This is a genomic window from Rhizobium sp. BK376 (assembly GCF_004341625.1).
In the GTDB taxonomy this organism is placed as follows: Bacteria; Pseudomonadota; Alphaproteobacteria; order Rhizobiales; family Rhizobiaceae; genus Rhizobium.
This window is the reverse complement of the sequence record NZ_SLZG01000016.1, coordinates 36,176-61,690: the sequence shown is the minus strand read 5'-3', so window position 1 is coordinate 61,690 and position 25,515 is coordinate 36,176. Positions and strand designations below refer to the sequence as shown.

Sequence of the window (25,515 nt, the reverse complement as noted above, 5' to 3'; positions counted from 1 at the left end):
CGGCGATTTGCCACTTTTCAGTTATGTAATCCGTCGTATCCTGCAGATGATACCGACGATCATTTTCATATTGATCGTCACCTTCGTTCTGATCCGATTGTTGCCGGGCGACCCCGCCAGCGCCATGCTTGGCGACCGCGCGCGTGACGCCGACGTTGCTCGCATCAATGCGCAACTCGGGCTCGACAAGCCGATCATTATTCAATTCTTCTATTTCGTCGGTCGTGTCTTCACCGGCGATCTTGGGGATTCCATCAGCCTGAAAGTGCCTGTCGCAACCCTGATCCTGCAGCGGCTGCCCGTAACCCTGATGCTGATCGGGCTGGCGGCACTGATTGCGCTGGTTTTGTCAGTGCCGCTTGCCTTCATCGCAGCGCTGAAGCGCGAACAGGCGCCGGATGCCGCGATCCGGGGTGTCTTTCAGGTGGGCCTCTCCATGCCGGTCTTTTATATCGGCATCCTGCTGTTGACGCTGTTTGCCGCCAATCTGAAATGGTTTCCCGTCGGCGGCTATGGCGACACCTTTGGTGCAAGGCTCTATCACCTCTTTCTTCCCGCCTTGACGCTTGCCGTCAGTCTCGCGGCGATCCTCATGCGCAACTTGCGCGCAGCCATCATCGGAGTGATCAACGCCGAATATGTTGACTTTGCCCGGGCGAAGGGCCTGCGGACGCGCATCATTCTGTTTCGGCATGTGCTGCGCAATGCACTCATTTCGACGATCACGCTGTTCGGCCTGCAGATCGGTTCGCTGCTCGGCGGCGGCGTGATCACCGAAACGGTGTTTGCCGTCCCAGGCGCCGGGCGCCTGATGATCGACAGCATCTACGGTCGCGACTATCCGGTCCTGCAGGGGCTGACCATTGCACTCGCCGTTCTCGTGTCACTGACCTTCCTGGTGACAGACATCGTTCAGGCCTGGCTGGACCCGAGGATTTCGCGATGAGCATTGCAGTCGTTGAAAAAGCAGCCACCAAGAAGAGGCGGTTCATCCTGAAGGGAATGCCGAGAACGCTGATATCGGGCGGCATCATTCTCTTTCTCAGCCTGATGCTTGCCTTCTTCCCATCGTTCTTTGCGCCCTATGATCCCGTGGCATTCGACTATAATGCGCTTCTGAAGGGACCGAGTTGGGCTCATCCTTTCGGCACGGACAGTTTCGGACGCGATGTCCTGTCCCGTGTGATCCACGCCTATACGATCGATATGCAGATTGCGATCTTTGCCACCCTTGGCCCGTTCATTTTCGGGACGCTCGTCGGTGCCTTCGTCGGCTATGTCGGCGGGGTCGTCGAAGCCATCTTCGGCCGCATTGTGGATGCGGTCCTGACCTTTCCCTTCCTCGTGCTTGTGATCGCGGTTGTGTCGGTGCTCGGTCCCGGGCTTGGAAACATGTATATCGCCGTGGGTGTCGTCGGCTGGGTGTTCTATGCCCGGCTGGTGGCGGCAGAGGTCAAGGTCCAGAAACGGCTTGATTATGCCGATGCCGGTCGCGTCATGGGTTACACACCGGCGCGGATCGTCTTCCGCCACCTGTTGCCGAACGCGATCACGCCCGCCATCGTCTACTGGATGACCGATATGGCGCTTGCGATCCTTCTGGGCTCCAGCCTTGGCTATCTCGGCCTCGGCGCGCAGCCGCCGGCTGCGGAATGGGGTGTCCAGATCGCCGATGGCAAGAACTACATGAATACCGCGTGGTGGATTTCCGTCTTCCCCGGCGTGGCCATCGTCCTGACCGGCCTTGGTTTCAGCTTAGCAGGGGACGGCATTGCTGAATTGTTGAGGGTGCGTCGATGACGGTGGTGGCGAACGAAAAACTCGGCCTCACCGTCCGCGGGCTGACGACCACTTTCGAGACGTCTCGCGGCACTGCGATCGCCGCAGCCGACATCGATTTCGATGTTGCTCCCGGCGAAGTGGTCGGCCTCGTCGGCGAATCCGGCTCGGGCAAGAGCGTGACGCTGCGCTCGATCATGAGACTTATCCGCGAACCGGGCCATGTAAGCGGCCATGTCGAGTGGCGTGGGCGCGATCTTATCGGCATGCCGGATGAACAGCTCCGGCGCATCCGCGGCAGCGAGATCGCGATGATTTTCCAGGAGCCGATGACGGCACTGAACCCGGTCTTGCCGGTCGGGATGCAGATCGAGGAAAATCTCGTCGCTCATACCACGCTGAACCGTCGGGAACGGCGGGCGAGGGCGCTCGAATTGATGAATATCGTCGGCATTCCGGCCGCCGAGCGTCGCCTTGAGGAATATCCGCACCAGTTCTCCGGCGGCATGCGTCAACGCGCGATGATCGCCATTGCGCTTGCCTGTTCGCCGAAATTGCTGCTGGCCGACGAGCCGACAACGGCGCTCGATGTGACCATCCAGGACCAGATCCTGAAATTGCTGCTGGACCTGCGCGATCGCCTGTCGATGAGCGTGGTTCTGGTCACCCATGATCTCGGTGTGGTCGCCGGGACCTGCGATCGCATGGCGGTCATGTATGCCGGCCGTATTGTGGAGAAGGGCACCGTTGCGGAGGTCTTCGCGCAGCCGCGCCATCCCTATACACGCGGATTGCTGGGCTCGGTTCCTCGGGGCAATGCTGCGCGCACGATGCTTTATTCCATCGATGGTACGCCGCCCAGCCTGACGGCGCTGCCGACCGGATGCGCCTTCCATCCGCGCTGCAGCTTTGCGACGGATGAATGTCGCCGGGAACGGCCGCCGCTCGCGGCGGTCGGGGAAGGTCGGATGGTCGCCTGTTTCCACCAGGATCAGGTCGCGGCCTTGGAGGCAATCATATGAACGTCGCGACCCCGATCATTTCCGTCGACGGCGTCACCAAGCGCTTTGCTGGCCCGGATTCGCTTATGCGCAGGCTTTCCGGCAAACCGCCCTTGGCGGTGCATGCCCTGAACGAAGTCAGCCTTGATGTTTACCGCGGCGAGACGCTGGGGATCGTCGGCGAGTCCGGCTGCGGCAAGTCCACGCTGGCGCGTTGCCTTGTTCGCCTGCTTGATCCGGATGGCGGTGTCATCCGCTTCGAGGGGAAGGACATTTCCCATCTGAAGCCGTCGGAACGCCGCCTGTTCAACCGTCGGGTCCAGATGATCTTCCAGGATCCGTATAGCTCGCTCAATCCGCGAATGACGGTCAGCCAGATTCTCGGCGAGGCCCTGTTCGTTCACAAGATGCGGCCGAAGGGCGAAATCCCGCACCGGATAGCGGAACTGCTGGAGCTCGTGCGTCTGCCGCAGGATGCGGCGGGGCGCTACCCCCACGAATTCTCCGGCGGTCAACGCCAGCGTATCGGCATTGCACGAGCGCTTGCCGTCGAGCCCGATGTCATCGTTGCGGATGAGCTTGTGTCGGCGCTCGATGTCTCCGTGCAGGCGCAGGTCGTCAATCTCCTGCTGCAGCTGCAGGAACAGCTGCATCTGACCGTCATCTTCGTTGCCCATGACCTGCGTCTTGTCCGGCATATATCGCATCGCGTCGCCGTCATGTATCTCGGGCAGGTGATGGAGATCAGCACGTCAGAGGCGTTGTTCACCTCACCGCGCCATCCCTATTCCAAGGCGCTTCTGGATGCTGCCCCGGAGCTCGATCCTGCCCATCGCAGCCGTACGGCCGCAACGCGGGGCGAACTGCCCAGCCCGCTAAACCTGCCGCCCGGCTGTCCCTTTGCCGGTCGCTGCCCTCATACCTTCGACCGGTGCCGTGTCGAGCGGCCAATGCTGACGTCGCGCGGGCCTGAGCATCGCGCCGCCTGCCACCTGACGGATTTCGGCGCGGTCGACGCTTCGATTTAATTTCAGAGGATATTTTCATGAGCTTCGCCGCCTTCGAAACCGAAATCGCAAAGGTCAACGATATTCTCTGCGCGGTAAACCTCCTGACCTGGGATTCCCGGACCATGATGCCCGCGGGCGGTGTTGAGGCGCGCGGGAAGCAGATTGCCACCCTTGCCGGACTGGCACGCGATCTGGCGACCGGCGACACGATGCAGCGCGCGATCGAGGGCGCTCGGGGCGAGCTGAAAGGTGTGCCGGCCGCGGACATCCGGATCGTTGCTGTGGAGCAGGCTGCCGATGCGATCGGAACGCTGTCGCGTATCCCGGCATCTCTCGTTGCAGCTGCGGCAGAATTGAAGACCGTTGCCCAGTCTGCCTGGGCCAAGGCGCGCGCCGCGAACGACTTCCAGAGCTTTGCGCTTTTTCTTGAGCGAACGATGGAGATGCAGCGCGAGATTGCCGGCGCAATCGGATATGCCGAACATCCCTATGATGCGCTGGTCGCGACCTACGAGCCCGGAATGAACTGGTCTCGTTTGAGGGAGCTATATGCCGAATTGCAGCGGGCGCTGATCCCTTTGCTCAACGAGGCAAGGCAGGCGAAGGTCCGCAACGAGATCCTCGACCGTGCCTATCCGGTCGAACAGCAGCGCGCCTTTTCAAGCGCGATGGCGACCCGTTTTGGCTATGATTTCGGTCGTGGCCGCCTCGACGACACCGTCCACCCATTCGAGATATCTTTTACCCGCTCCGACGTGCGCATCACCGGCCGCTTTCGCGAAACCTGGCTGCCGGGCGGTCTCTTTGCCGTCTGGCACGAGGCGGGCCACGGCATTTACGAACAGGGAATTGCCGAGCAGTTCAGCCGTTCGGTCTTCACCACGGATTTCGTCAATCTGTATGCCGTGGGTGGCACGAGCTTCGGCACGCATGAATCGCAGTCACGGCTCTGGGAAAACCGGGTGGGCCGCTCGCGGCGCTTCTGGGAATTGCACTTCGGCGATCTCAAGGCAGCGTTCCCCGATCAACTCTCCGATGTCTCCGTCGGCGAGTTCTGGCAGGCGGTTAATGCAGCACGTCCAAGCCTGATCCGCGTGGAGGCCGATGAACTGACCTATGACTTCCACATCATGCTGCGCTCCGAGATCGAGGCCGGCTTGATGGCTGGTGACATCCGGGTGGCCGATCTGCCTGATATCTGGCGCGAAAAGATCAAGGCCTATCTTGGGCTGGATGTCTCGACCGACACGCAGGGCGTTCTGCAGGACGTACACTGGTCATCGGGGATGGTCGGATCCTTCCCCACCTACACGATCGGCAACATCATGTCCTCTCAGTTCTTTGCGGCCGCCCGAAAGGAAACGGCGGTGGAGAAGGGGCTTGATGCTGGCGAATACGCGCCGCTGAAATCCTGGTTGAACGAGCATGTTCACCAACATGGCCGGTCGAAAAGCCCGAGCGAAATCCTCATCGCGGCAACCGGCTCCGATCTTTCGGCCACGGCCTATATCGACGATCTCAAGCGAAAGGTCGGCGAACTGACGGCCTGAGGCCGAGGCGGCGACTACGCTCTGCAGCCGCCGAGGAACAGACGGGCGCAGATTTTTGCGCGCGCGCGGATCTCGTCCCGGGTCGGTGATTCCTGCTGACCAAGCATCGTGGCGCGCTGCGGCTCCATGATCATCATCCCGCGCAACATGCCCGTCGCGGTGCGCGGATCCTCGAGCTTGATCAATCCCTTGTCGCACTGGGCCATCAGCCATTTCTCCATGATGGCATTGGTGCCGACGATTGCCGTCTCGTAGAATGTGTTGGCGATTTCCTGAAAGCGATCGGACTCGCCAAGCACCAGCCTGGTTATGCCGATCGTCTCCTGCGACAAGGTCAGTACACCGTAGCTCGTCAGGATACGCCTCAATCCTTCCTCCAGTTCCATTGCCGCCAGGACGCTGTCGTCGAGACAGAGGAGAAACTCGCCGATCTTGCTCGAAATGATGCTTGAAAACAGATCGGTCTTTGCAGGGAACAGACGGTAGAGCGTCTTGGTGGACACGCCGGCGGCCTGGGCGATGGCGCTGATATTCGCGGCCGCATAGCCATTCTCCAGAAACTGCGCCTTGGCGGCTTCAAGAATGACAGCCCTTGTGTCGTCGTCGCAGCGCAATTGCGGGCGGCCTCGGGAGCGTTTCTCAATTATTTGAATTTCGACCATGATGATTTTCCAAATTCCTGTTGACATCCATTTTATAGCGCTTATTTTGGAAAACATCAAGTTTCCAAATATGGAAACCGAATAATTCCGAGCCGCCACCGCATCCCGCGACCGGCCGGTTCAGGAGAGAGACAATGGTCCCGAAACTGCATGCATTGAACAACAACAGTGCCGAAGCGGTCGATGTGAAAGCGGAAGCCCCTGCGCCAGTCGTGCCCGTCATGGAAGCCAGCACGCCAGTGGTTGCCAAGGACGTGGCCGCTCCTGCCGCCGCTGTCGCCGAGACATCAGCCAAAAAGGGTTGGACAAAGAGGATTCTGATGGGTGCCACGGCACTCGTCGTCATTGCCGGCGCCGCCTACGAAGGCAACCAATACTGGACGACCGGCCGTTTCGAGATTTCGACCGACGACGCCTATGTCCAGGCTGACAACAGCTCGATTGCCCCGAAGATATCCGGTTATATCAAGGACGTGCTGGTTGCCGACAACCAGTCCGTCAAGGCCGGCGACATATTGGCGCGCATCGATGACCGTGACTATGCCACCGCATTGGACCAGGCGAAGGCGGATGTCGATGCAGCGCGCGCCGATGTAGCCGCCAAGCAGGCATCGCTTGATACGCAGCGGTCACTGATCGCTGCAGCCAGCGCAACCGTCGATGTCGACCGTGCCAACGAGACCTTTGCTGAAGAAAACGACAAGCGCTATGCCAACCTTGCGACGAACGGCGCTGCCGGCGTTCAGATTGCGCAACAAGCTGCTGCGCAGATCATCGCTGCCCGAGCCACCATCGCACGCGACAGTGCCTCACTGACGGCCGCCCAGAAGCAGATAGATATTCTGAAGGCGCAGGTTGCGCAGGCACAGGCGACGCTTGCTCATGATCAGGCGGTCCAGAACCAGGCTGAACTCAATCTGTCCTACGCATCCATCGTCGCCCCTGTCGATGGCGTCGTCGGCAACCGCACGCTACGCGTAGGCCAATATGTCCAGGCGGGCACGCAGCTGATGACCGTTGTACCGACCTCGGCCGTCTACGTGATCGCCAACTACAAGGAAACGCAGCTGACGGACGTTCATGCCGGCCAACCTGTCGATGTGGAAGTCGATATGTTCCCGGGCAAGGTCTACCACGGTCACGTCGATAGTCTGGCGCCCGCCAGCGGCCAGGAATTCGCTCTGCTGCCGCCGGATAACGCGACGGGCAACTTTACCAAGGTTGTTCAGCGCATTCCCGTAAAGATCACCATCGATGCGGACAGCGCCGCCTCAGGCGATCTGCGCCCGGGCATGTCCGTGCAGCCGAGCATCGACACCAAGATTGCCGCAACAGGCAAGGGCAATGGCGCTTGATTGAGCCGAGGTCCAGGAGGACCATGTCATGTCCACTCTTACTGCAAATGCATCGCTAGCCGCTCCGGCCCCCGCATCTTTCCAGCGCGCCAGTACCCGTGATTGGATTGCCGTCCTCGCCGGCATGATCGGCGCTTTCATGGCGATCCTCAATATCCAGATCACCAATGCTTCGCTGCTCGATATCGAAGGCGGCATCGGAACAGGCGTCGACAACGGCGCCTGGATCTCGACCTCCTACCTGATTGGCGAGATCGTGGTCATTCCGCTGACGGCCTATTTCAGCCAGGTCTTCTCGTTCCGGCGTTACATGCTCGCCAACGCGATCCTGTTCCCGATCTTCTCGATTGCCTGCGCCTTCACGCATGATCTCGGCTCGATGATCGTGATGCGCGGCCTCCAGGGTTTTGCAGGTGGCATCCTGATCCCGATGGCCTTCACCATGGTGCTGACGAAGCTGCCCAAGCCGCAGCAGCCGACCGGGCTTGCGATCTTCGCGCTCTCCGTGACCTTCGCCCCGGCCATCGGCCCGACGATCGGTGGCTATCTGACGGAAAACTACGGTTGGCAGACGATCTTCTTCATCAATGCGGTGCCGAGTGCCATCATGGTTGTCGCGCTGGCTGCGACGCTGGAAAAGCAGCCGATGCAGTTGCATCTGCTGAAGGAAGGCGACTGGGCCGGCATCATCACCATGGCGATCGGGCTCTCCGCCTTCCAAACAGTGCTGGAAGAAGGCAACAAGGACGACTGGTTCGCCTCGCCGTTCATTCTTCGCCTCGCCATCATCGCCGCGGTCTTCCTAACCGCCTTCATCTGGATCGAGCTGAAGGTCGAGAAGCCGCTGGTCAAGCTCAGCCTTTTCAAGCAGCGCAACTTTTCCATCGGCGTGCTGGCAAATGTACTGGTCGGTTTCGCGCTTTTCGGCTCGGTTTATATCCTGCCGCAATATCTCGGCCAGGTGCAGCGCTACAATGCGGAGCAGATCGGCAATGTGCTTGCCTGGACCGGCCTGCCGCAGCTGATCCTGATCCCCGCAATCCCAATGCTGATGAAGCGCTACGATGTACGCTACATCGCCTTCCTCGGCATTGCGATCTTCGCGATTAGCTGCTTCATGAACATCACGCTGTCGCTCGACAATGCCGGTGACCAGTTCTGGGTGCCGAACATCGTCCGCGCCATCGGTCAGGCCATGGTCATTACGCCTGTTACCGCAATTACGACCGGCCTGATTGCCCCGAAGGATGCGGCAGCCGCATCCGGCCTGACGAACATGCTGCGCAACCTCGGCGGCGCCGTCGGTACCGCGACATTGTCCACCGTCCTGACCAAGCGCGAGCAGTTCCACTCGAATATCATCGGCCAGTCAGTGACCGTTGGGCGAGAAGAAGTGCGCGACCGCATCGCCCAGATGACTGCCTATTTCGAGGCGCATGGTATCTCCGACGCCGCTATTGCCAAACAGCAGGCGATCGTCGCGATCGGTAGTGTCGTCAAGCGCCAAGCCCTTATCATGGGGTTCAGCGATACCTTCGCCGTCATCGGTATCCTTCTGGCGATCGCAGCGGTCGCGGTGCTCTTCGCCCAGAAGCCGAAAGCTGGTGCAGGCGCCGGCGCTCATTGAACCGGAATAATGCTCCAAAGGGATCGCGACAGTCTTCTGTCTGTCGCGATCCCTGTCGGTTTTGTCAGGCCAAGCGATCGGGTCGCCTAATCTTCTCCCGGAAACCGCAATTCTTCGATCATTCGGTCAGCGCATAGATCTCGGCTGGGCGGGTGACGCCCTTGAGCGAAAAGGTGCCGACTTTTTCGAACCCGGTTTCAAAATGCGATACAAAAGCCTTCGATGCTAGCAGGCTGCGATCGACGGTGTCGCACAGCTTCTCCATACGGGCCGCTTCGTTGACCGCTTTCCCGATTGCCGTGAAATCGAGGCGCCTGGCTGCGCCAACGTTTCCATAGAAGACCTCGCCTACATGCAGGACAATATCGGCGAGGATTTCCGGCTGCGAGGCGTCCGAGCGTCTCTCGTTGAGCGCCGCGTTGGCTTCCGCTGCCGTCCTGGCTGCCGACAGCGCCCGGCGGCAGGCCTCGGCGGGATTTTCCATGTCAGCCGGAAAAATGGCGAGCAGGCTGTCGCCCATGAATTTCAGGATTTCGCCGCCTTGCTCCTCGACCGGCTGTCCTATCGCCTCGAAATGCTCGTTCAGCCACCCGACGATGTTATCAGGTGCATGATTTTCGTTGAGCGAGGTGAAATTCTTGAGATCGGCGAGCAGGATGGCTGCGTAGATGGCCGATCCCTCGCCACGCCGTGTCTGTCCGCTGAGAATTCGCTCGCTGGTGCGTGTGCCCGTATAGACCGCAAGCATGTCTGTCGCGACTCGGGTCGCGGCGATCCGGTAGCAGGCCAGCGCAAGCGCGGGCAAAAAAATGTCGAGATCGGCAATTTGCTTTTCCGAGAAGCCCGCAGGGCCGTCGCCTGCCAGTGAGAACCCGACACCGGCCAAAGCAGTTCCTCCAGGGTAGGGGGTCAGCTTCAGCAGGTACTCGGTCGCGCCGAGATCGGCCAATTCCTGCAGCATAGCGTAGGATGGGCCATCCTCATCGGGCGGCAGCTTCCACCGGCCATACTGGAGATTGTTCGACAAAAGATACGAAACGGGTGACCTGCGAAACATCTCCTGGCCCGCATCGTCATGCCCTTGAACATGGACCGAAATGCCGGAGGATCGCGACCATGCGACTGCGAAACCCCGTTGCAGCGGATCGATGGATGGCATCGTGATCGAAGCCCGAAGAAGCGGATAGCCAAGCGCCACCAGTTGCTCTGCGACGCCCTGCAGAATATCTTCGATACTGTCAGTGGACAGGCCTTTGCCGACGATCCAGTCGACCAGTTCCTGGAACTCCTGCATTCTGGAAATCCTTGAAGGTTTTGAGCTTTCGAGGAGACAGAATGCCGCCATAAGCGGCCATCGGCAATCGGCGAAGGTGAATCAGCGTTCCCAATGCGAACTCAGGATGATGCTGCACACATCGGCGCGCTGAAAACCGGGATCCCTGAACGCGAGAAAATCGTCATTGAAGGTGCCGAACGTGCTGGCTGGCCGATGCTTCATACCATGATAGAACGCGTCGATGACCTCGTGGCCGAAGTCTTTGCTGCGTGGATAGGCCGCGATCACGGCCTCTCGTTCCTCATCGGTGAAATGCTCATAATTGCGGCCCGCTATATCCATTCCCGCCCCGACCTGAACAAGGGAAATCTCCGGATGCATGTGTTCCGGGATGCCTGGGGTCGTGTGGAGGGCGATGGCAAGCCAGACCCTCTCGACGTCCGCTTCTGATATCCCGTGGCTCCGCAGAAAGTCGCGGGCGGCGTTTGCGCTATCTACTTCGAAACGCAGCTGGCTCTCGTGATAGTGATGCGTCAGGCCGACATCGTGGAACATGGCGGCGGCGTATAGCAGTTCCGGATCAAATTTCTGGCTGTCCCGCTTTCCCGTCAAGGCGCCCCAGAAATAGACGCGCGTGGAATGGTGGAAGAGCAGGTTGCTCTCGGTGTCACGAATGAACTGCGTTATATTGGCTGCCAATTTGCTGTCCGGGATCTTCGCGCCGAAAATGTCGTTATTTGTCATGATCTTATCCTATGCCGTGAAGGTGCGATTTCAAGCGCCGCTGCGCGACTATAGCTTCACCGAACGGCAAAGCCGTCAGGGAAGAGATGCGCCCTGCCGTGGTCAAAAAACAGCACCAAGAATGGCGAATTTCAGTGTACCAGGAATGGTGGCGCTGCCCTGACCCTGATCGGTTCAAGAAACGTCACGACATCAAGGCCCGCATATGTTGCGCCCGCGCACCATTGATGAATTTGCGGTGCAAAGCCTCAAACCAACTGTGCGTTAGCATTTCACAAGACCCCGTCGCAGGTTAAGCTCCACTGAATATTCGTGGGGAATCAGTGGGGAAACAACATGCAGCGTGCGGACTTGGCCAGAGCGGCCATCGTGCTCATTGCCCTTATCGGAGCCGGCAGCGTTCACGCCGGCGACGTCGTCGCTCACGCCCCGGATTCCACGCCGGCCGTTACCGAGGTTCCGTGGCTGTTTGGCGACTGGGGCGGAGCTCGCACGCGTCTCAAGGATAGTGGCATCGATTTCCAGTTCGGCTATACCGGCGAATTCGCCTATAACGCGACCGGCGGCGTCGAGAGCAAGAGCGCCTATGCCGATCAGTATACAGGCGGCGTAACGTTCGACCTCGATCGCTTGCTCGGCATCCACGATGCACAGTTCCAGGTCACTCTCACCCAGCGTACCGGAAACAACCTCAGCGCCGCCGCGCAGCTCGGCACGCTACAGCAGGTGCAGGAAGTCTACGGTCGAGGCCAGACCATTCGTCTCACCCAATTCTGGTACGATCAGAAATTTGCTGACGGATTGATCGACTGGAAGATCGGTCGGGTGACTTTCGGCGAGGATTTCGCCTCGTTTTCCTGTGATTTCCAGAACCTGACATTCTGCGGCTCGGACCCGGGCAACCTTGTCGGCAACTACATTTACAATTGGCCGATAAGCCAGTGGGCCACCCGCGTTAAAGTCAATCTGAATGACTTCGGCTATTTCCAGACGGGCGTCTATGATGCCAACCCGAAATATCTGAGCCTTCAGGATCAGGTCCTGCCGGTATTCTTCAGCGACTCGACCGGCGCCATCATCCCCGTCGAGCTGGGGTGGCTTCCCACCATCGGCAGCAGCAAATTGCCGGGCAGCTACAAGTTTGGTGCATGGTACGACACGTCGACGGCGGATGATGTGGCAGAGGACATAAACGGCGATCCCATCGCCCTGACCGGCCTGCCGGCACGCCAGCACCACGGCCGATATGGCGGCTACATCAATTTCCAGCAACAGGTTACCGACAATCTCAGCCTGTTCCTGAATGTCGTTATGGCGGACAAGCAGACGTCGACAACCGATCGCCAGATCGCCGGCGGCCTAGTCTATACCGGCCTCTTCGAGTCGCGCCCCAAGGACGATATCGGCTTTGCTGCAGGCACGACGCATCTGAACAGCCGTGTGTCTGATTCCGACGATTCGTCCGAGTATGCTTTCGAGTTGTATTATACGTACCGTCCTAGGACCGGTCTGCTCTTTCGCCCTAATCTCCAATATGTCGTCCATCCAGGCGGCACCAGCCAGAACGACGACGTCTTTGCGCTCGGGCTGAAGACCTCGGCGAACTTTTGATAGCCGCTCGACCTCGGGAAATACTCGAAGTCGAGCTGATTTCTGCATGGGTTATTTGCCGTAAGCGCTGGCAATCTGGCCAACGAGCGTGGCCCAGGGCATGTCAAGCGCGCCGTAGACGGCACCCGCTTCCGGCCTGCCGTTATCCCTGAGGATTTCGACCATCATGGTCGCATAGTCAGAAAGGACGACGCCTGCTTGCTGCATCCGCAGCAAACCGGCCTGGCGCTTTGTCTCGCTAAAGGTCCCCGACGCATCGACGGCCACATAGGCGTCCAGACCCCGTGCCACCGCCGTCATGGCAGGGAAGGCAGCGCAGACTTCCAGGGAGATGCCGGCGAAAATAAGCTTCTTGCGGCCGGTCGCCTCGATTGCTTTGGCAACGCGGGCATCGTCATAGGCATTCACCGAAGAACGGTCGATGATCTCGACGCCGGGCAGAGCTTCGACAAGTTCCGGAAAGGTCGGTCCCCACATGCTATCGCGTGCAGTCGTTGTGACGACGATCGGCAGGTTCAGAGCCTTGGCAGCCTTTGCCAAAGCCACGACATTGTGTTTCAGCTCACCGGTGGAATAGTCTCTGACACCGGTCATCAGTCCAATCTGATGGTCGACGAGGATTACAGCAGCATTGTCGGCGGTGAGTGGTTCATAAGCGCGATTGGTCATTTCATTCTCCTGGACAATTGGGTTGCTTTTGCATGCGACAGAGACGATCCGCGGCTCTGTGAAAGCTGCCGTCGGACAGCCTTCGTTGGTGACGAGTAAAAGCTAGCGGCTGGACGATCGGCCCAAAAGTCATCAATATTGAAACCAACCGTCCGAACAGTTGAACGATGGATATCGATGCTTGATCTGAACGATTTCTTCTTCTTCGTGAATATTGTCGATCGCGGCGGCTTCACGGCCGCAGGCCGGACGCTGCGGATTCCCAAATCGACCCTCAGTCACCGCATTCAGGAGTTGGAGCGCAATCTCGGTGTCCGGCTGCTGAACCGAACATCACGACATTTCGGGATGACGGATGCCGGCCAGGATTTTTACCGGCATGCGGTTGCAATGCTGCGGGAAGCGGAATTGGCGGAAACGACGATCCGGCATCGATTGACCGAGCCAACGGGGACAGTGCGATGCACCGCCGGCGTGGCGACCATGCAGTTTGCAATGTCTGGCATCATCGCTGACTTTCTCTTGCGCTTCCCCAAGGTCAATGTCGTCGCGCATGCCGCGGACCGGACGGTCGACATTGTCGGAGAAAATTTCGACATTGCCGTGCGCGCCCATTCCGAACCGCTTCCCGATTCCAATCTGGTGCAGAGGACGCTTGCCCCGGCGCCCTGGTTCCTCTTTGCCGGATCGGCCTATCTCGACGCCAACGGCATGCCGGAATCGCCGCAGGACCTTCAAAATCATCCGTCCCTTTTCATGATGAGAAGCGATATCGCGCCTGTCTGGCGGCTTCGTCACGCGAGACAGGCGCGAGACGAGATCGTCATGCCACTGGCGCCGAGGTTGCTCGGCGACGACATGATAGGGCTTCAGCAGGCTGCGATCAGCGGCCTCGGCGTGGTGGCGCTGCCGAGCTATGTCTGTCGCCAGGCCGTGCTGTCCGGAACGTTGCGGCGTGTGCTGCCGGATTGGATTGCCGGGGATTCGACGCTTACGGCCCTTATCCCGTACCGCCAGGGGCTTTTGCCCTCCGTTCGCGTCTTCCTGGATCATCTGGCCGCCGAGTTTCCCAAAGCGGTGCTTATCTAGATCGTCCATCCTATCGGACGCTAGGTCGCGAATTCCGTGACTTCTCGTCTGATGCGTCATTCTCCTAGATTGATGACCAACACCGGTTCTCAGGAGAAATGGCAATGCGCAACGTCCAGATAGAAGAAAAGGCCAACGCTCCCCTAAGTCGATTGGGGGCGGTCGTTGCCGGGAAATCCCACACGATCGGAAACGGGTTCACAGCAAATCATTTCTCCGAGGAGATGTTTGGCGGGCGCATGGATCCGCTGCTGATGGTGGACCACTTCGTCATGACGTCTCCAACGTTCGCGCCGCATCTTCACGCCGGCATCTCGGCGGTCACGGCGATGTTCGAGGATTCGACCGGCGGCTTCGTGAATCGGGACACACTCGGAAGCAACGTAGTCCTGAAGAGCGGGGATCTCTACTGGCTGGCCGCTGCCAGCGGCGCCGTCCACGAAGAGCTGCCGGCGCCCGGAGCCCGGACGCACGCGCTACAGATTTTCGTCAACCTTCCCGCCCGCCTCAAAGGCGAGCCGGCACGCGCGCTCCATGTGCATGCGGAAAAGGTGCCGATCATCGAGGGGCTGGGATATCGAGTGCGTGTCGTTCTCGGCCGTATCGGGAACTTGGTCGGGGCCGAAGGTACGCCGGAGGCGATGACGATGCTCGACGGCTCGCTCGCAAAGGGCGGCCACTTTTCTCACCATCTGCCGGGCGGCAGACAGGCCTGGATCTATACCGTCTCCGGCAAGCTCACCATTCGATGCCTGAGCGAAGTTAGTTCGCTGGAAGCGGGCAAGGCAACCACTCTCAGCGCCGGCGTGGATACCGATATCGTTCTGGAATCCGACGAGCCGACGCACTTCGTCCTTTTGGCCGCAAGGCCGATCCGCGAGCGGTTCGTCAAGCACGGCCCGCTGGTTATGTCCACGGAAGAGGATGTCCGCAAGACGCTCGCCAACTACGCGAGTGGCCGTTTCGGCTCGCTCCCAGCTTGATACCAAACCACCGTCAACCCTTCATCACGGCGCGGGGCGGGAGGCCTGTTGGGCACCGCTGAATATTGCCCGACCGCGGGCATGCAACATGGAGAGTGATCATGTTCAATTTGACAATGTCGGAAAGCACAGCGGCAGAAACGACGCTCGTCGGCGTCTCGGACGGCGAGCGTACGCGTGAATCCGCTCTTCGTGAGAGGTTCGCCAGTTTCTGGGGGCCTGCGACCGGCGATATGAGATCGGTCTACGACGCCTTCATCTCGGCATGCCCCATGGTTGACGGCGTCGTCATCCACGAGGTCGATGCGGAAAGAGTGAACGGCTGGTGGCTTCGCCCGGTCACTGCGAAGCCGGGCGCCGCCATCCTGTATCTCCATGGTGGGGGCTATGTCCTTGGCTCAGCGAAGGCCTATCGCGGTTTCGTCAGCCAGCTTGTCAGCCGCACGCAGGTTTCTGCCTTGGTCATCGACTACCCGCTCGCGCCCGAAGCGACGCTACCGTCCGCTCCGGCTGCTGCCCTGGCCGCGTGGAAATGGCTGACCGACCAGGGATTCGAGCAGATCTCGATCGTCGGCGACTCCGCCGGCGGTGGTCTGACGCTGGTCACTCTTGCAGAGCTAAAGAAACGAAGCCTCGGCGCTTCCCCAGTGGCGGGTGTCGTCTTCTCGCCGTGGACCGACATGACCTTCGCCGGTCCGTCGATGACCGATGCGACAGTGGAAGATCCGCTGATCGGCTACGACTATCTGCAGGATTGCGCACAGAAGTATCTGGGGTCCGTGTCTGCCTCCGATCCACTCGCTTCGCCTTTGCTCGGCGACTTGCATGGGCTGCCTCCGCTCCTGATCCAGGTCGGTACTGACGAGCGCCTGCGCGACGACTCCGTGCGATATGCCGACCGCGCGGCGCGGGCAGGGGTCTCTGTTCAGTTCGAGATCTGGGAGGGCATGCATCACGTCTTCCAACTCGATGTCGCCCATCTCGAAAGCAGCCGCCGTGCGCTCGATAACGCCGCTCGCTTCCTTTCCGATGCCTTTGCGCCCAAGTGAGATCAGCTTCGGAGAGTAATCTCGCGAACCAGATGACAGCTGTTGCATGACCGATTCATGGTAGGGTGCGGCCAACGCTTTGCTTGGTTGGTGACATCAGTGACGGATTCCGAGACGATCATTGTCGGTGCCGGCCCTGCCGGATTGGCATGCGCAGCAGCGCTTCGCACACGTGGCCATTCCTCGCTGATACTCGAAAAAGCCGAAACCCTGGCTGCATCCTGGCATCGACACTACGATCTGCTGCATCTCCACACCCACAGGAGACATTCCGGTCTTCCAGGGCGGCCCATGCCGCGCAGCTTCCCGAAATATCCCTCGCGGCTTCAGGTGATCGAGTATCTCGAGAACTACGCGCGGGCCAATGAAACAAGAATAACCTACGGTGCGGCGGTTACGGCAATTCAGAGGAACGGGGGTTGGATCGTTGACAGCCTTGCCGGACGCTTCGAGGCAATGAATGTCATTGTGGCGACCGGTCTCTCGAACGTGCCCGTGCGGCCATCCTGGCCGGGGCAGGAGCGGTTCGCAGGAAAGCTCCTTCATTCCTCCGAATTTAGAAATGCCGCGGACCTCGGTGCAAAGCGGGTCCTTGTCGTCGGCTTTGGAAATTCCGCGGGTGACATTGCGCTGGAATGCGCTGAAGCGGGCCTCTACGTGGGACTGTCAGTGCGCGGGCCGGTCAATATCGTTCCGCTCGAGATATTGGGATTGCCCACCGCCAGCATAGCGATTGCCCAGCAATTCTTTCCCCATCGTTTCGTCGACTTCGTTAACGCTCCGATCTTACGATTGCGCTTCCGGGATGCCGCCAAACTCGGTCTTGAATTGGCGCGCAAGGGTCCCTTGACAACAATCAAAGAGAAAGGGCAGACCCCATTGATCAACGTTGGCACGATCGAACGGATCAGATCAGGCGATATCCATGTGTTCGGCGGCATTTCAGACTCCGACGAGCGGCAGGTTCGGTTTGCTGACGGTCGGCGCGATGTCTTTGACGCCATCGTGATGGCGACGGGTTATCGTCCTGCGCTCCGCGAGATATTGCCTGATGTCCGGCAGCGATTTGGCGACGCCGCCGGTCCGCCGCGTGGGCAGCTTCAACCCAACGGCGACGGATTATATTTCTGCGGCTTCGACGTCGTATCGACGGGACTTTTGCGACAGATCGGAAAGGAAGCCAAGGAGATTGCCGCCTCGATCTGCGGCGGTGCTGAACTGAATCTTCCAAAACCGACCTCTAGCGCCGCGGCAAATCAAGGCTTCTGATTTTTAGCCACTTTGAAAGTTCCAATTTGCAGCGCCAGGCCAGAGCTTCGGCAAGTAGCTCTGGGTTCATGGATTTCATGGAGCGGGCAAAACAGGATGGGTTCAACAAAGCCAGCCAATGGATCGAGTTGAAAGATTACCCCAGCTTTTTTAGTGGTGGTCTTGTCCTCGTTGATATGACACCCAAATGTGTGTCGCAAACATTGGCACAGCAAATCCGGCGAGTAACCGATTGCGCCGAGATGGTTGAGCGAGCGTTTCGATGAACGAACGACGTGATCTCCGACATGGAGGGGCTGATTTGAACGAAACTATACAACTGTGGGAATGGCGCGAGAAGATCGCAAATCTCTATTACGAGATACGTACCAGCAAAGATGCGGCTGCTGCCTGGCAGCTTTGGCGCGACACCCGTTCGACCATGTTTCGCGACCATCCGCAGTCGCCAATTGAACCGGCGGACCGTATGACGTTTGAAGGACCGACGACGTTTCCCTATGATCCCTCATTGCGCCTGACGGTACAGCTTGCCCCGGTAGCGTCGGAGCAGATAACCGTCGCAACCGGGCTGGATGGTGACCTGTCGATGCATACGTTCGCCCGTACAAGCGGGCTGGAGGCCAGATTGGGCGGCGAATTGACCCTTTACTGGATCGAGGGGTACGGCGGCGGCGTGTTCCTGCCGTTTGCCGACGCGACCTCCGGGACCGAGACGTACGGCGGTGGCCGATATCTCCTCGACACCATCAAGGGAGCGGATCTCGGAATTGTCGGCCCAGATGGCACGCTGGTGCTCGATTTCAACTTCTCTTATTTTCCTTCGTGCGCCTATTCGCCCCGCTATGTCTGCCCACTAGCGCCATCAGGCAATCGACTGAAAGGCGCGGTGAGAGCCGGGGAGCGACTTCCTATCTCGAAATGATAAGTGTCGGGGCCAGAACTGAATCTCCGTAGCCGGCCATTTGGAAGTCATGCCTGCTTCCTTAGTCTCCAATTACCTGGGCGGTTTCCGTTCTTCAATGCGAGCGAGGAGGGTGGCTGGCCGCCATCGTGGCTTCAGGGGTTCTGCTTGTACGGTGAAATGTGATCTGGTATACACAAAGGATGAATTTGGGCGCCCCTCATCGTTCCAACATTCGGCTTCAGGACTAGGTTGGTGATGTCAGATCCTGTCGTTCCGGCTTCCCCGCAATCCAGGTCGGGAGCTGCTCGCGTCTATCCGCACGATCCGCTGACGCAGGCGCAGCGGAAAGATTCCCTGGTCGATGATGCCTATCGTGCACTGAAGGCAAGTGTTCTTGATGGCACGCTGCCGGCTGGTTATCAGGCGGTCGAACAGCGTATTGCCGAGCAGCTGGGCATGAGCCGAACCCCGGTACATGAGGCAATCATCCGTTTGCAGCACGAGGGTCTGGTCCGTGTCCTGCCGCGTCGTGGCGTTCAGGTCCTGCCGATTTCCACGGCCGACATGGTTGAAGTCTATCAGCTTTTGGTTGCAATGGAGGGCATGGCTGCTGTGCTCTTGTCGCAGCATCCGGAGCGCTCTGAGCGATCGGTGCGCTTGATGGAGGAAGCAACGAACGAGATGGATCGTGCGCTAAAGGCCGGAGATCTGCGTGGATGGGCAAGAGCCGATGATCAATTTCATCGACTGCTGGTAGGCGAGTGCGGCAATGCCCGGCTGGCGCGAGTCGCGTCGACAATGATTGATCAAGCGCAGCGCGCCCGGATGTTGACCCTTCCTTTCCAGCCTGCGTCGAACGTGTCCGTCCAGGAACATCGACAGCTGCTGTCGGCAATCAGGGCAGGGGATGCGACCGGCGCCCGCGCCGTCGCGGAAGGTCATCGCACGCGGGCCAGCGGCGATATTCTGAAAGCCATCGAGCGGCTTTGACCCCAGCGTCGATCCTGTTCTGACTATTTGCAATATGTTGCCGATGGTTGATGAGAATAATGGGCGGCATCACGCTTGCGTGTGGAATTCCCGAGGCGCATTGTCGCCCGGGAGACACAGGGGGAGCAGACGGACGTGCCTAAACCGCAGGGATCGATGATTGGGCGCAAGTTGCGGCGGGATGTAGGCCAGCGCGTGACGCTGCGAACGGTTGCGACCACCCTTGGTCTTTCGGTCACAACGGTCAGCCGTGCGCTGAAGGAGGGACCGGAGGTCAACCGCGAGACAATCGAGCTGGTCAAGAAGGTTGCGGGAGAGCTTGGCTACCGGCCCAATCTCGGCGGCCTCAATCTCAGGACCGGCAAGACGCATGCGATTGGCATCGTGCTACCCTTCGAGCGGCAGGGCGAGATGAACATCGTTGTCGCTTCAGTGGTCGAGGGCGTGTCGCGCAGCATGAAGGGCCTCGGCTACAGGACGACGGTCGTTCCGCAACTACAGGCGGATGACCCGCTGGCAACGGTACGCGATCTTGTCGAGGAGGGGTCGGTGGATGGCGTTATCATCACCCATACCCGTCCGCAGGATGATCGCGTCAAATATCTTCTCGAAGTGGGGATGCCTTTTGTCACATTCGGGCGAACCGAACTTCTGAGCAAACATCCAAGTGTCGATCTGGATCACGAAACCATCGGGGCCGAAGCAGCGCGGTTGCTGCTGGATGCCGGTCACGACGCGCCCTTGCTGATCGCGCCGTCGAGCCAGTTCACCTATAGCCTGCAATTCGTAAAGGGTTGGACGAAGACATTCACCGCGCGCAATCTCAGCGTCCCCGATACACTCATCCATTTTGCGGCGACCACGCCGAACAGTGGGCAGGAGATCGCGAAGAACATTGCTTCCTGGCATCCTGACGCAACCGGCGCCTTTGTCGCCAGCGAAGAGGCTGCACTCGGCTTTCTGGCCGGATTGCGGATGAAGGGCCGCCAAGCGGGCCGCGATTTCGCGCTGGTCACCTATGGCGGCACGACGCTTCATGATTTCTTCAATCCGCCGCTCAGCTCCTACTATTACTCCAATTACCTCATCGGCGAGCGGCTGGCATCGCTCCTGCATCGATCGATGGCAGGTGAGGATTTTTCGAAGCTTAGCGAGCTGGTCCAGGCCGAATTTGTTGATCATGGCAGCCAGTCTCTCCGTCCTTGATCCCCTGTCGGCGATACCAAGGTTCCCACGAGAAATCGGCTGAGTAAAAGCTATCCATAACGTTACCATTTCGCGTCGCTCCTACTTTCGTTCCATTCGATGCGGTACGTGCATCAGTCTTGACAGTTTCGGCAATATCGATCATTCGTAACGTTACAAATTGCAAATTGGCGGGTTGGAACGCCTTTTTGCAGTTTAGCGGGGACGATGGAGTCCAAGTCGGGGCTCCTTTCATGGGAGGATGACGTGGGCGGCAGCTCGCTTTTTTTCGGGTCCCCAATCTGGACCTTCAACTGGAACCCGCCGTTTGAGGAGCCGCTAAAGCGGCTTGCGCGAACAGGCTGCAAGGGCTTCGAGCTGACGGCCTGGTCCGTCGACATGCTCGGCTACTACACCTCGGAGAAGATTCGGGAACTGAAGGCGATCGCGGAAGGCGAGGGGCTGACGCTCACCAATTTCTTCTACAATCTGCCGTTCAGCTACAAGGAGGGGGCGCCCACCTCGACTGTCGATCTCGATGGTTTCCGGCGAGGTGTCGATGTGGTGGCCGAAATCGGCGCACCGATCGTGACCAGCATGACGCCCTATCCCTTCCAGTCGGACGTAAAGCCGATCCTTCAGCGGCCGATTTCGCAGGAGTGGAGTGCGCGGGTCGAGCCGGAATGGAACTGGACGGCTGAATATGATGCAGTCGTCGATGGCTTTGCCCAGGCATGCGAGATTGCGGCAAAGGCCGGTCTCAGGGTTGCGATCGAGCCGCATCCTTATCGCTGGGTCAGCTCAGGTCAGGGCATGCTGCGGCTGATTGAGCGGACCGGCGCCGCAAATCTCGGCATGAATTTCGACCCGAGCCATCTCTTCCCGGCCGGCGACATGCCGCATTATATCGTGCTTTCGCTGGGCAACCGGATATTCAACACGCATTTCTCGGATAACGAAGGCCATACCAACGCCCATTGGCGGCCGGGTCGAGGCAAGATCGACTGGAAGGCGATTTTCGCGGCCTTGCGGACGATTGGCTATTCGGGGCCGATCACGCTCGAGCTGGAGGACGCACCGGGCGCTTCTCACTGGACGCATTTCCGCCCAGCCACGCCTGAATTCGATGACGAGATGCGCCGAGGCATGGACTATCTGCGCGCTGCCGCCGCCGAACTTGATATCAAGATTTCCTGAGGACAGAACAATGACCAGCAATTCGCAAATGAAGGTCGGCATCGTCGGCGCCGGCAATATCAGCGCCACCTATGTCGCGACCCTGCATATGTTTGATTTCATCCGCGTGAAGTCGGTCTATGACATGTATGAGGAGCCGGCCAGGAAGCTTGCCGAGCAGTTCGGCCTGGAATCCGTGTCGCTCGATACCATGCTTGCCGATCCCGAGATCGGCCTGGTGATCAACTTGACGACGCCGACTGCCCATTACCCGATCTGCAAGAAAGCGCTGCTTGCGGGCAAGCATGTCTATTGCGAAAAGCCGCTCGGCGTCAGCATGGCAGAGGCCGAAGAGCTGATGGCGATTGCCCGCGCCGGCGATCTGCGCCTCGGCTGCGCGCCCGACACCTTCCTCGGTGGTGGCCATCAGCTGACGCGGCGTTTGTTGGACGAGGGCCGCATCGGCAAGCCGGTTTCGGGAACGGCGATGCTGCTTCTGCCCGGCCATGAGCATTGGCATCCGAACCCGGCATTCTTTTATGGCCGCGGCGGCGGGCCGATGCTCGATGTCGGTCCTTACTATGTGACCAATCTGATTGCCCTGCTCGGACCGGTCAAAGAGGTCTTCGGTGCGGCCAAGATCACGCGCATCGAGCGCAAGGTGAAGACCGATCCGCGGCGCGGCGAGGCCATCAAGGTACTGGTTCCTACGCATTTGACGGGCGTGATGGAATTCCACAGCGGCGCCACGATTACCATCGCCACCAGTTTCGATGTCATAAAACACAAGCATAATCAGATCGAGATTTATGGCTCGGAAGGCTCGATGGTGACCCCGGACCCGAATAATTTTAGCGGCAAGGTGGAAATCTTCCGCGACGGCGCCGAAGCCTGGGAGGAGATCCCGGTCGATCATCCCTACACGGAGGGCGTGCCGGGTCACCTTGGCCTGCGCGGTCTTGGCGCAGCCGAAATGGTCGATTCCCTTCGCGCTGGCCGCCAGCATCGCGTATCGTCGGAGCTGGCATTCCATGCGCTTGAGGTGATGACCGCTTTCGAACGCTCCGCCCAGTCGCGCAAGGTCGTAGCAATCCATAGCAGTTGCGGTCGGCCGGACCCGATCCCACAACAAATTAAAGAAGGGCATTTCACTTAAGGTAGAAATCTGAATAGATTGTCAGTTAGCAGTCCTCCCAGACTGCATGCGTGACGGGCGGGCGATGCGAAGAGGACGCATCAGCCCGGCCGCCCGCCGGAAGAGGAGGCCCGAAGCGATCAGGGAGGCATAGCTTGGCTTTCAACGCCGAGACGGCGTGGGGAGCTGGAACCAGGCGTCGGGGAGACGTCGTCAAGAGGAGGAGCAACATGCGTAAATTACTTATGGCGTTGGTCGGTGCCACGGCGTTGATCACTGTTGGCGTCACCGGTGCCGACGCGGCCGGAAAGAAGGCCGAAGTGCTTCACTGGTGGACTTCAGGTGGCGAATCCGCTGCCGTGCGCGAACTTGCGAATGCCTTCAATGCCGCAGGCGGCGAATGGGTAGATACAGCGATTGCCGGTTCCGGCTCGACGGCACGCCCGATCGGCATCAACCGCATCATCGGCGGCAATCCGCCAACCGCCATGCAGTTCAACACGGGCACGCAGATGAACGATCTTGCCGAGCAGGGCCTGCTTCGTCCGCTTGACGACCTTGCACAGCAACAGAACTGGAAGGCTGCTCTCACACCTGCATTCTATGAGGCGATCCAATACAAGGGTCACATCTACGGCGCCCCGATCAACGACCACGGCCAGAACTGGCTGTTTTATTCGAAGGCCGTCTTCCAGAAGGCCGGCGTAACCGACGAGCCGAAGACCTGGGATGAAATGTTTGCGGCTCTCGACAAGATCAAGGCCGCCGGCCTGATCCCCATCGCCGTCGGCGGTCAGCCCTGGCAGCTGCAGTCCATGTTCAACGCCATCTTGCTCGGCGAAGGCGGCAAGGACCTTTACTCGCAGGTCTGGAAGGATCTCTCTCCGGATGCGGTCAAGTCCGACAAGTTCAAGCATGTGGCCGAAATCTTCGCCAAGCTGCGTAACTATCAGGACCCCGGCAGCCCGAACCGCGACTGGAACGTAGCAACCGGCATGCTGATCGACGGCAAGGCCGGCATCCAGTTCATGGGTGACTGGGCCAAGGGCGAGTTCATCCATGCCAACATGGTTGCCGACAAGGACTTCGGCTGCATTCTCGGACCGGGCGAATCCAACTTCATGATGGGCGGCGATATCTTCGTCTTCCCGGTCCTGAAGAATGCCGAGGCAACCGACGCCCAGACCCTGCTTGCAACGGTGATCATGTCGAAGGAAGGCCAGCTTGCCTTCAACTCGAAAAAGGGCTCCGTGCCGGTTCGTCTCGACGTCGATACGTCGAAGCTTGATGCCTGCGCCCAGAAGGGCCTGACGGCACTGAAGGATCCGAGCCGCCAGATCCTGGCGCCCGACGTTCTGACGCCTCAAGACATTGTCCAGTCCGTCGGCGACCTTATAGCCCAGTATTGGACGACCCCGAGCATGACCGCCGATCAGTTTTCCGATCAGTGGAACCAGATCGTGGCACAGGCGAAATAACCCGATCCGACATCCATGCGGCGGCAGGCCAACCTGCCGCCGACTTTCGTGATGTGGAGGAGGAATCGAAACCATGAAGTCCATGCGCAAGCGGCAGCTTTCTGCCTATGTCGCTCTTTTTCCGGCTTTCGTGATCGTGCTGCTCGCCTATGTCGTGACGGTTGTCTGGAATATCTGGATATCCTTCACCGACTCGAAGCTGCTGCCGGTCAATAGCTTCATCGGATGGCGCCAGTACGACCGGCTGTTCAACACGGCCCGCTGGATAGTGTCGCTCGAAAACCTCATCATCTTCGGCGTCCTCTTCATTGCGGGCTGTCTTATCCTCGGCTTCTTGCTAGCCGTGGCGCTCGATCAGAAAGTCCGCTTCGAAAACACGTTCAGGACGATCTTTCTCTATCCCTTCGCCATGTCCTTCATCGTGACCGGCTTGGTGTGGCAGTGGATCATGAACCCGACGCTCGGCATCCAACGCACGGCTGAAATGTGGGGCATCACCTGGATCCATTTCGACTGGATCGTGCGAAGCGATCTCGCGATTTATGTCGTCGTCCTTGCCGGCGTCTGGCAGTCCTCGGGCCTCGTCATGGCGATCATGCTCTCGGGCCTGCGCGGCGTCGACAACGAGATATGGAAGGCGTCGCGCATCGACGGCATTCCGACATGGCGCGTCTATCTCCACATCGTTATCCCGATCCTGCGACCGACGATCATTACGGCCAGCGTGCTGCTGGCGATCGCCGTCGTAAGGGTCTACGAACTCGTGCTCTCCACGACGGGCGGCGGGCCTGGGATATCGACCGAAGTACCTGGCAAGTTCATCATGGACTATCTCTTCGGCCGCGCCAATATCGGCCTCGCGACCTCGGCATCGAGCTTCATGTTCGTCGTCGTCGTGATCCTGGTCACGCCCTGGCTCTACTACGAATATTTCCGCGAAAAGCCGAGAGGATCAAATTGATGGCTGTGGTTG

Annotated in this window: 23 protein-coding genes; 19 read left to right on the top strand and 4 right to left on the bottom strand. The window is 59.4% G+C overall.

The annotated features are described in order from the left end of the window. The first annotated feature begins 7 nt into the window (after positions 1–7). From EV561_RS26990 to EV561_RS26970, 5 genes are read left to right on the top strand one after another with little or no spacing between them, the layout of a single operon-like run. Positions 8–946: an ABC transporter permease gene (locus EV561_RS26990; RefSeq protein ID WP_132526306.1), complete on the top strand. Its 939-nt coding sequence runs from the start codon at positions 8–10 to the stop codon at positions 944–946. Continuing rightward, positions 943–1,800 carry an ABC transporter permease gene (locus tag EV561_RS26985; protein ID WP_132526304.1) on the top strand — a complete coding sequence of 286 codons (858 nt, stop codon included), beginning with the start codon at positions 943–945 and terminating at the stop codon, positions 1,798–1,800. The genes EV561_RS26990 and EV561_RS26985 overlap by 4 nt, the downstream gene beginning before the upstream one ends. Beyond that, positions 1,797–2,801: an ABC transporter ATP-binding protein gene (locus tag EV561_RS26980; RefSeq protein WP_132526302.1), complete on the top strand. Its 1,005-nt coding sequence runs from the start codon at positions 1,797–1,799 to the stop codon at positions 2,799–2,801. Before EV561_RS26985 ends, EV561_RS26980 begins: the two co-directional genes overlap by 4 nt. Further along, positions 2,798–3,808 (top strand): oligopeptide/dipeptide ABC transporter ATP-binding protein, encoded by a 1,011-nt coding sequence (locus tag EV561_RS26975; RefSeq protein ID WP_132526300.1) that lies wholly within the window; start codon positions 2,798–2,800, stop codon positions 3,806–3,808. The genes EV561_RS26980 and EV561_RS26975 overlap by 4 nt, the downstream gene beginning before the upstream one ends. Positions 3,809–3,825: 17 nt before the next feature. Continuing rightward, on the top strand, positions 3,826–5,340 hold the full coding sequence (locus EV561_RS26970; protein WP_132526298.1) for a carboxypeptidase M32: 1,515 nt from the start codon (positions 3,826–3,828) through the stop codon (positions 5,338–5,340). A gap of 14 nt (positions 5,341–5,354) precedes the next feature. Here the strand turns inward: EV561_RS26970 and EV561_RS26965 are convergent, their stop codons facing one another. Next, positions 5,355–6,002 carry a TetR/AcrR family transcriptional regulator gene (locus tag EV561_RS26965; protein ID WP_132526296.1) on the bottom strand — a complete coding sequence of 216 codons (648 nt, stop codon included), beginning with the start codon at positions 6,000–6,002 and terminating at the stop codon, positions 5,355–5,357. A 134-nt stretch (positions 6,003–6,136) separates the two neighbouring features. On the opposite strand from EV561_RS26965, the gene EV561_RS26960 reads away from it, so the two are divergent. Together EV561_RS26960 and EV561_RS26955 are read left to right on the top strand one after the other, a co-directional pair. After that, the gene (locus EV561_RS26960; protein WP_132526294.1) at positions 6,137–7,357 is read left to right on the top strand and encodes an HlyD family secretion protein; all 1,221 of its coding nucleotides are present in this window, start codon (positions 6,137–6,139) and stop codon (positions 7,355–7,357) included. A gap of 28 nt (positions 7,358–7,385) precedes the next feature. Continuing rightward, on the top strand, positions 7,386–8,984 hold the full coding sequence (locus EV561_RS26955) for a DHA2 family efflux MFS transporter permease subunit (RefSeq protein WP_132526292.1): 1,599 nt from the start codon (positions 7,386–7,388) through the stop codon (positions 8,982–8,984). A gap of 118 nt (positions 8,985–9,102) precedes the next feature. Here EV561_RS26955 and EV561_RS26950 read toward each other — a convergent pair whose 3' ends face one another. Both EV561_RS26950 and EV561_RS26945 read right to left on the bottom strand, forming a co-directional pair. After that, entirely contained in the window at positions 9,103–10,278 is a 1,176-nt protein-coding gene (locus EV561_RS26950) for an adenylate/guanylate cyclase domain-containing protein (protein ID WP_132526290.1), read from the bottom strand. Between the two features lie 81 nt (positions 10,279–10,359). Next, positions 10,360–11,004, bottom strand: a complete 645-nt coding sequence (locus tag EV561_RS26945) for an HD domain-containing protein (RefSeq protein ID WP_132526288.1) — start codon at positions 11,002–11,004, stop codon at positions 10,360–10,362. Between the two features lie 336 nt (positions 11,005–11,340). Between EV561_RS26945 and EV561_RS26940 the strand changes: the two genes are divergently transcribed. Continuing rightward, positions 11,341–12,615, top strand: a complete 1,275-nt coding sequence (locus tag EV561_RS26940) for a carbohydrate porin (RefSeq protein ID WP_132526286.1) — start codon at positions 11,341–11,343, stop codon at positions 12,613–12,615. Positions 12,616–12,666: 51 nt separating this feature from the next. Here EV561_RS26940 and EV561_RS26935 read toward each other — a convergent pair whose 3' ends face one another. Next, positions 12,667–13,284, bottom strand: coding sequence for an isochorismatase family protein (locus tag EV561_RS26935; RefSeq protein WP_132526284.1), 618 nt, complete (start codon positions 13,282–13,284; stop codon positions 12,667–12,669). Between the two features lie 177 nt (positions 13,285–13,461). Between EV561_RS26935 and EV561_RS26930 the strand changes: the two genes are divergently transcribed. The 11 genes from EV561_RS26930 (at position 13,462) to EV561_RS26880 (ending at position 25,503) form a co-directional block, all read left to right on the top strand. Next, the gene (locus EV561_RS26930) at positions 13,462–14,373 is read left to right on the top strand and encodes a LysR substrate-binding domain-containing protein (RefSeq protein ID WP_132526282.1); all 912 of its coding nucleotides are present in this window, start codon (positions 13,462–13,464) and stop codon (positions 14,371–14,373) included. Between the two features lie 104 nt (positions 14,374–14,477). Further along, on the top strand, positions 14,478–15,356 hold the full coding sequence (locus tag EV561_RS26925; RefSeq protein ID WP_132526280.1) for a pirin-like C-terminal cupin domain-containing protein: 879 nt from the start codon (positions 14,478–14,480) through the stop codon (positions 15,354–15,356). A gap of 101 nt (positions 15,357–15,457) precedes the next feature. Further along, positions 15,458–16,405, top strand: coding sequence for an alpha/beta hydrolase (locus EV561_RS26920; RefSeq protein WP_132526278.1), 948 nt, complete (start codon positions 15,458–15,460; stop codon positions 16,403–16,405). A gap of 99 nt (positions 16,406–16,504) precedes the next feature. Then, complete coding sequence (locus EV561_RS26915; RefSeq protein ID WP_132526276.1) at positions 16,505–17,674, top strand: NAD(P)/FAD-dependent oxidoreductase; 1,170 nt, start codon at positions 16,505–16,507, stop codon at positions 17,672–17,674. A 262-nt stretch (positions 17,675–17,936) separates the two neighbouring features. Continuing rightward, positions 17,937–18,596 (top strand): DUF1684 domain-containing protein, encoded by a 660-nt coding sequence (locus EV561_RS26910; RefSeq protein WP_132526274.1) that lies wholly within the window; start codon positions 17,937–17,939, stop codon positions 18,594–18,596. 237 nt (positions 18,597–18,833) lie between these two features. Further along, positions 18,834–19,568: a GntR family transcriptional regulator gene (locus tag EV561_RS26905; protein ID WP_132526468.1), complete on the top strand. Its 735-nt coding sequence runs from the start codon at positions 18,834–18,836 to the stop codon at positions 19,566–19,568. A gap of 135 nt (positions 19,569–19,703) precedes the next feature. Then, positions 19,704–20,774, top strand: a complete 1,071-nt coding sequence (locus EV561_RS26900; RefSeq protein ID WP_132526272.1) for a substrate-binding domain-containing protein — start codon at positions 19,704–19,706, stop codon at positions 20,772–20,774. A gap of 246 nt (positions 20,775–21,020) precedes the next feature. Beyond that, positions 21,021–21,950 carry a sugar phosphate isomerase/epimerase family protein gene (locus tag EV561_RS26895; RefSeq protein WP_165927925.1) on the top strand — a complete coding sequence of 310 codons (930 nt, stop codon included), beginning with the start codon at positions 21,021–21,023 and terminating at the stop codon, positions 21,948–21,950. A 10-nt stretch (positions 21,951–21,960) separates the two neighbouring features. Continuing rightward, complete coding sequence (locus tag EV561_RS26890) at positions 21,961–23,085, top strand: Gfo/Idh/MocA family oxidoreductase (RefSeq protein WP_132526268.1); 1,125 nt, start codon at positions 21,961–21,963, stop codon at positions 23,083–23,085. A gap of 209 nt (positions 23,086–23,294) precedes the next feature. Then, on the top strand, positions 23,295–24,542 hold the full coding sequence (locus tag EV561_RS26885) for an ABC transporter substrate-binding protein (RefSeq protein ID WP_245512961.1): 1,248 nt from the start codon (positions 23,295–23,297) through the stop codon (positions 24,540–24,542). Between the two features lie 73 nt (positions 24,543–24,615). Beyond that, positions 24,616–25,503: a sugar ABC transporter permease gene (locus EV561_RS26880; RefSeq protein ID WP_132526266.1), complete on the top strand. Its 888-nt coding sequence runs from the start codon at positions 24,616–24,618 to the stop codon at positions 25,501–25,503. Positions 25,504–25,515 lie beyond the last annotated feature (12 nt).

Coding starts and splice junctions, on each gene's coding strand:
- EV561_RS26985 (WP_132526304.1), top strand. CDS start 943: ATGAGCATTGCAGTCGTTGAAAAAGCAGCCACCAAGAAGAGGCGGTTC.
- EV561_RS26980 (WP_132526302.1), top strand. CDS start 1,797: ATGACGGTGGTGGCGAACGAAAAACTCGGCCTCACCGTCCGCGGGCTG.
- EV561_RS26975 (WP_132526300.1), top strand. CDS start 2,798: ATGAACGTCGCGACCCCGATCATTTCCGTCGACGGCGTCACCAAGCGC.
- EV561_RS26970 (WP_132526298.1), top strand. CDS start 3,826: ATGAGCTTCGCCGCCTTCGAAACCGAAATCGCAAAGGTCAACGATATT.
- EV561_RS26965 (WP_132526296.1), bottom strand. CDS start 6,002: ATGGTCGAAATTCAAATAATTGAGAAACGCTCCCGAGGCCGCCCGCAA.
- EV561_RS26960 (WP_132526294.1), top strand. CDS start 6,137: ATGGTCCCGAAACTGCATGCATTGAACAACAACAGTGCCGAAGCGGTC.
- EV561_RS26955 (WP_132526292.1), top strand. CDS start 7,386: ATGTCCACTCTTACTGCAAATGCATCGCTAGCCGCTCCGGCCCCCGCA.
- EV561_RS26950 (WP_132526290.1), bottom strand. CDS start 10,278: ATGCAGGAGTTCCAGGAACTGGTCGACTGGATCGTCGGCAAAGGCCTG.
- EV561_RS26945 (WP_132526288.1), bottom strand. CDS start 11,004: ATGACAAATAACGACATTTTCGGCGCGAAGATCCCGGACAGCAAATTG.
- EV561_RS26940 (WP_132526286.1), top strand. CDS start 11,341: ATGCAGCGTGCGGACTTGGCCAGAGCGGCCATCGTGCTCATTGCCCTT.
- EV561_RS26935 (WP_132526284.1), bottom strand. CDS start 13,284: ATGACCAATCGCGCTTATGAACCACTCACCGCCGACAATGCTGCTGTA.
- EV561_RS26930 (WP_132526282.1), top strand. CDS start 13,462: ATGCTTGATCTGAACGATTTCTTCTTCTTCGTGAATATTGTCGATCGC.
- EV561_RS26925 (WP_132526280.1), top strand. CDS start 14,478: ATGCGCAACGTCCAGATAGAAGAAAAGGCCAACGCTCCCCTAAGTCGA.
- EV561_RS26920 (WP_132526278.1), top strand. CDS start 15,458: ATGTTCAATTTGACAATGTCGGAAAGCACAGCGGCAGAAACGACGCTC.
- EV561_RS26910 (WP_132526274.1), top strand. CDS start 17,937: ATGAACGAACGACGTGATCTCCGACATGGAGGGGCTGATTTGAACGAA.
- EV561_RS26905 (WP_132526468.1), top strand. CDS start 18,834: ATGTCAGATCCTGTCGTTCCGGCTTCCCCGCAATCCAGGTCGGGAGCT.
- EV561_RS26890 (WP_132526268.1), top strand. CDS start 21,961: ATGACCAGCAATTCGCAAATGAAGGTCGGCATCGTCGGCGCCGGCAAT.
- EV561_RS26885 (WP_245512961.1), top strand. CDS start 23,295: ATGCGTAAATTACTTATGGCGTTGGTCGGTGCCACGGCGTTGATCACT.
- EV561_RS26880 (WP_132526266.1), top strand. CDS start 24,616: ATGAAGTCCATGCGCAAGCGGCAGCTTTCTGCCTATGTCGCTCTTTTT.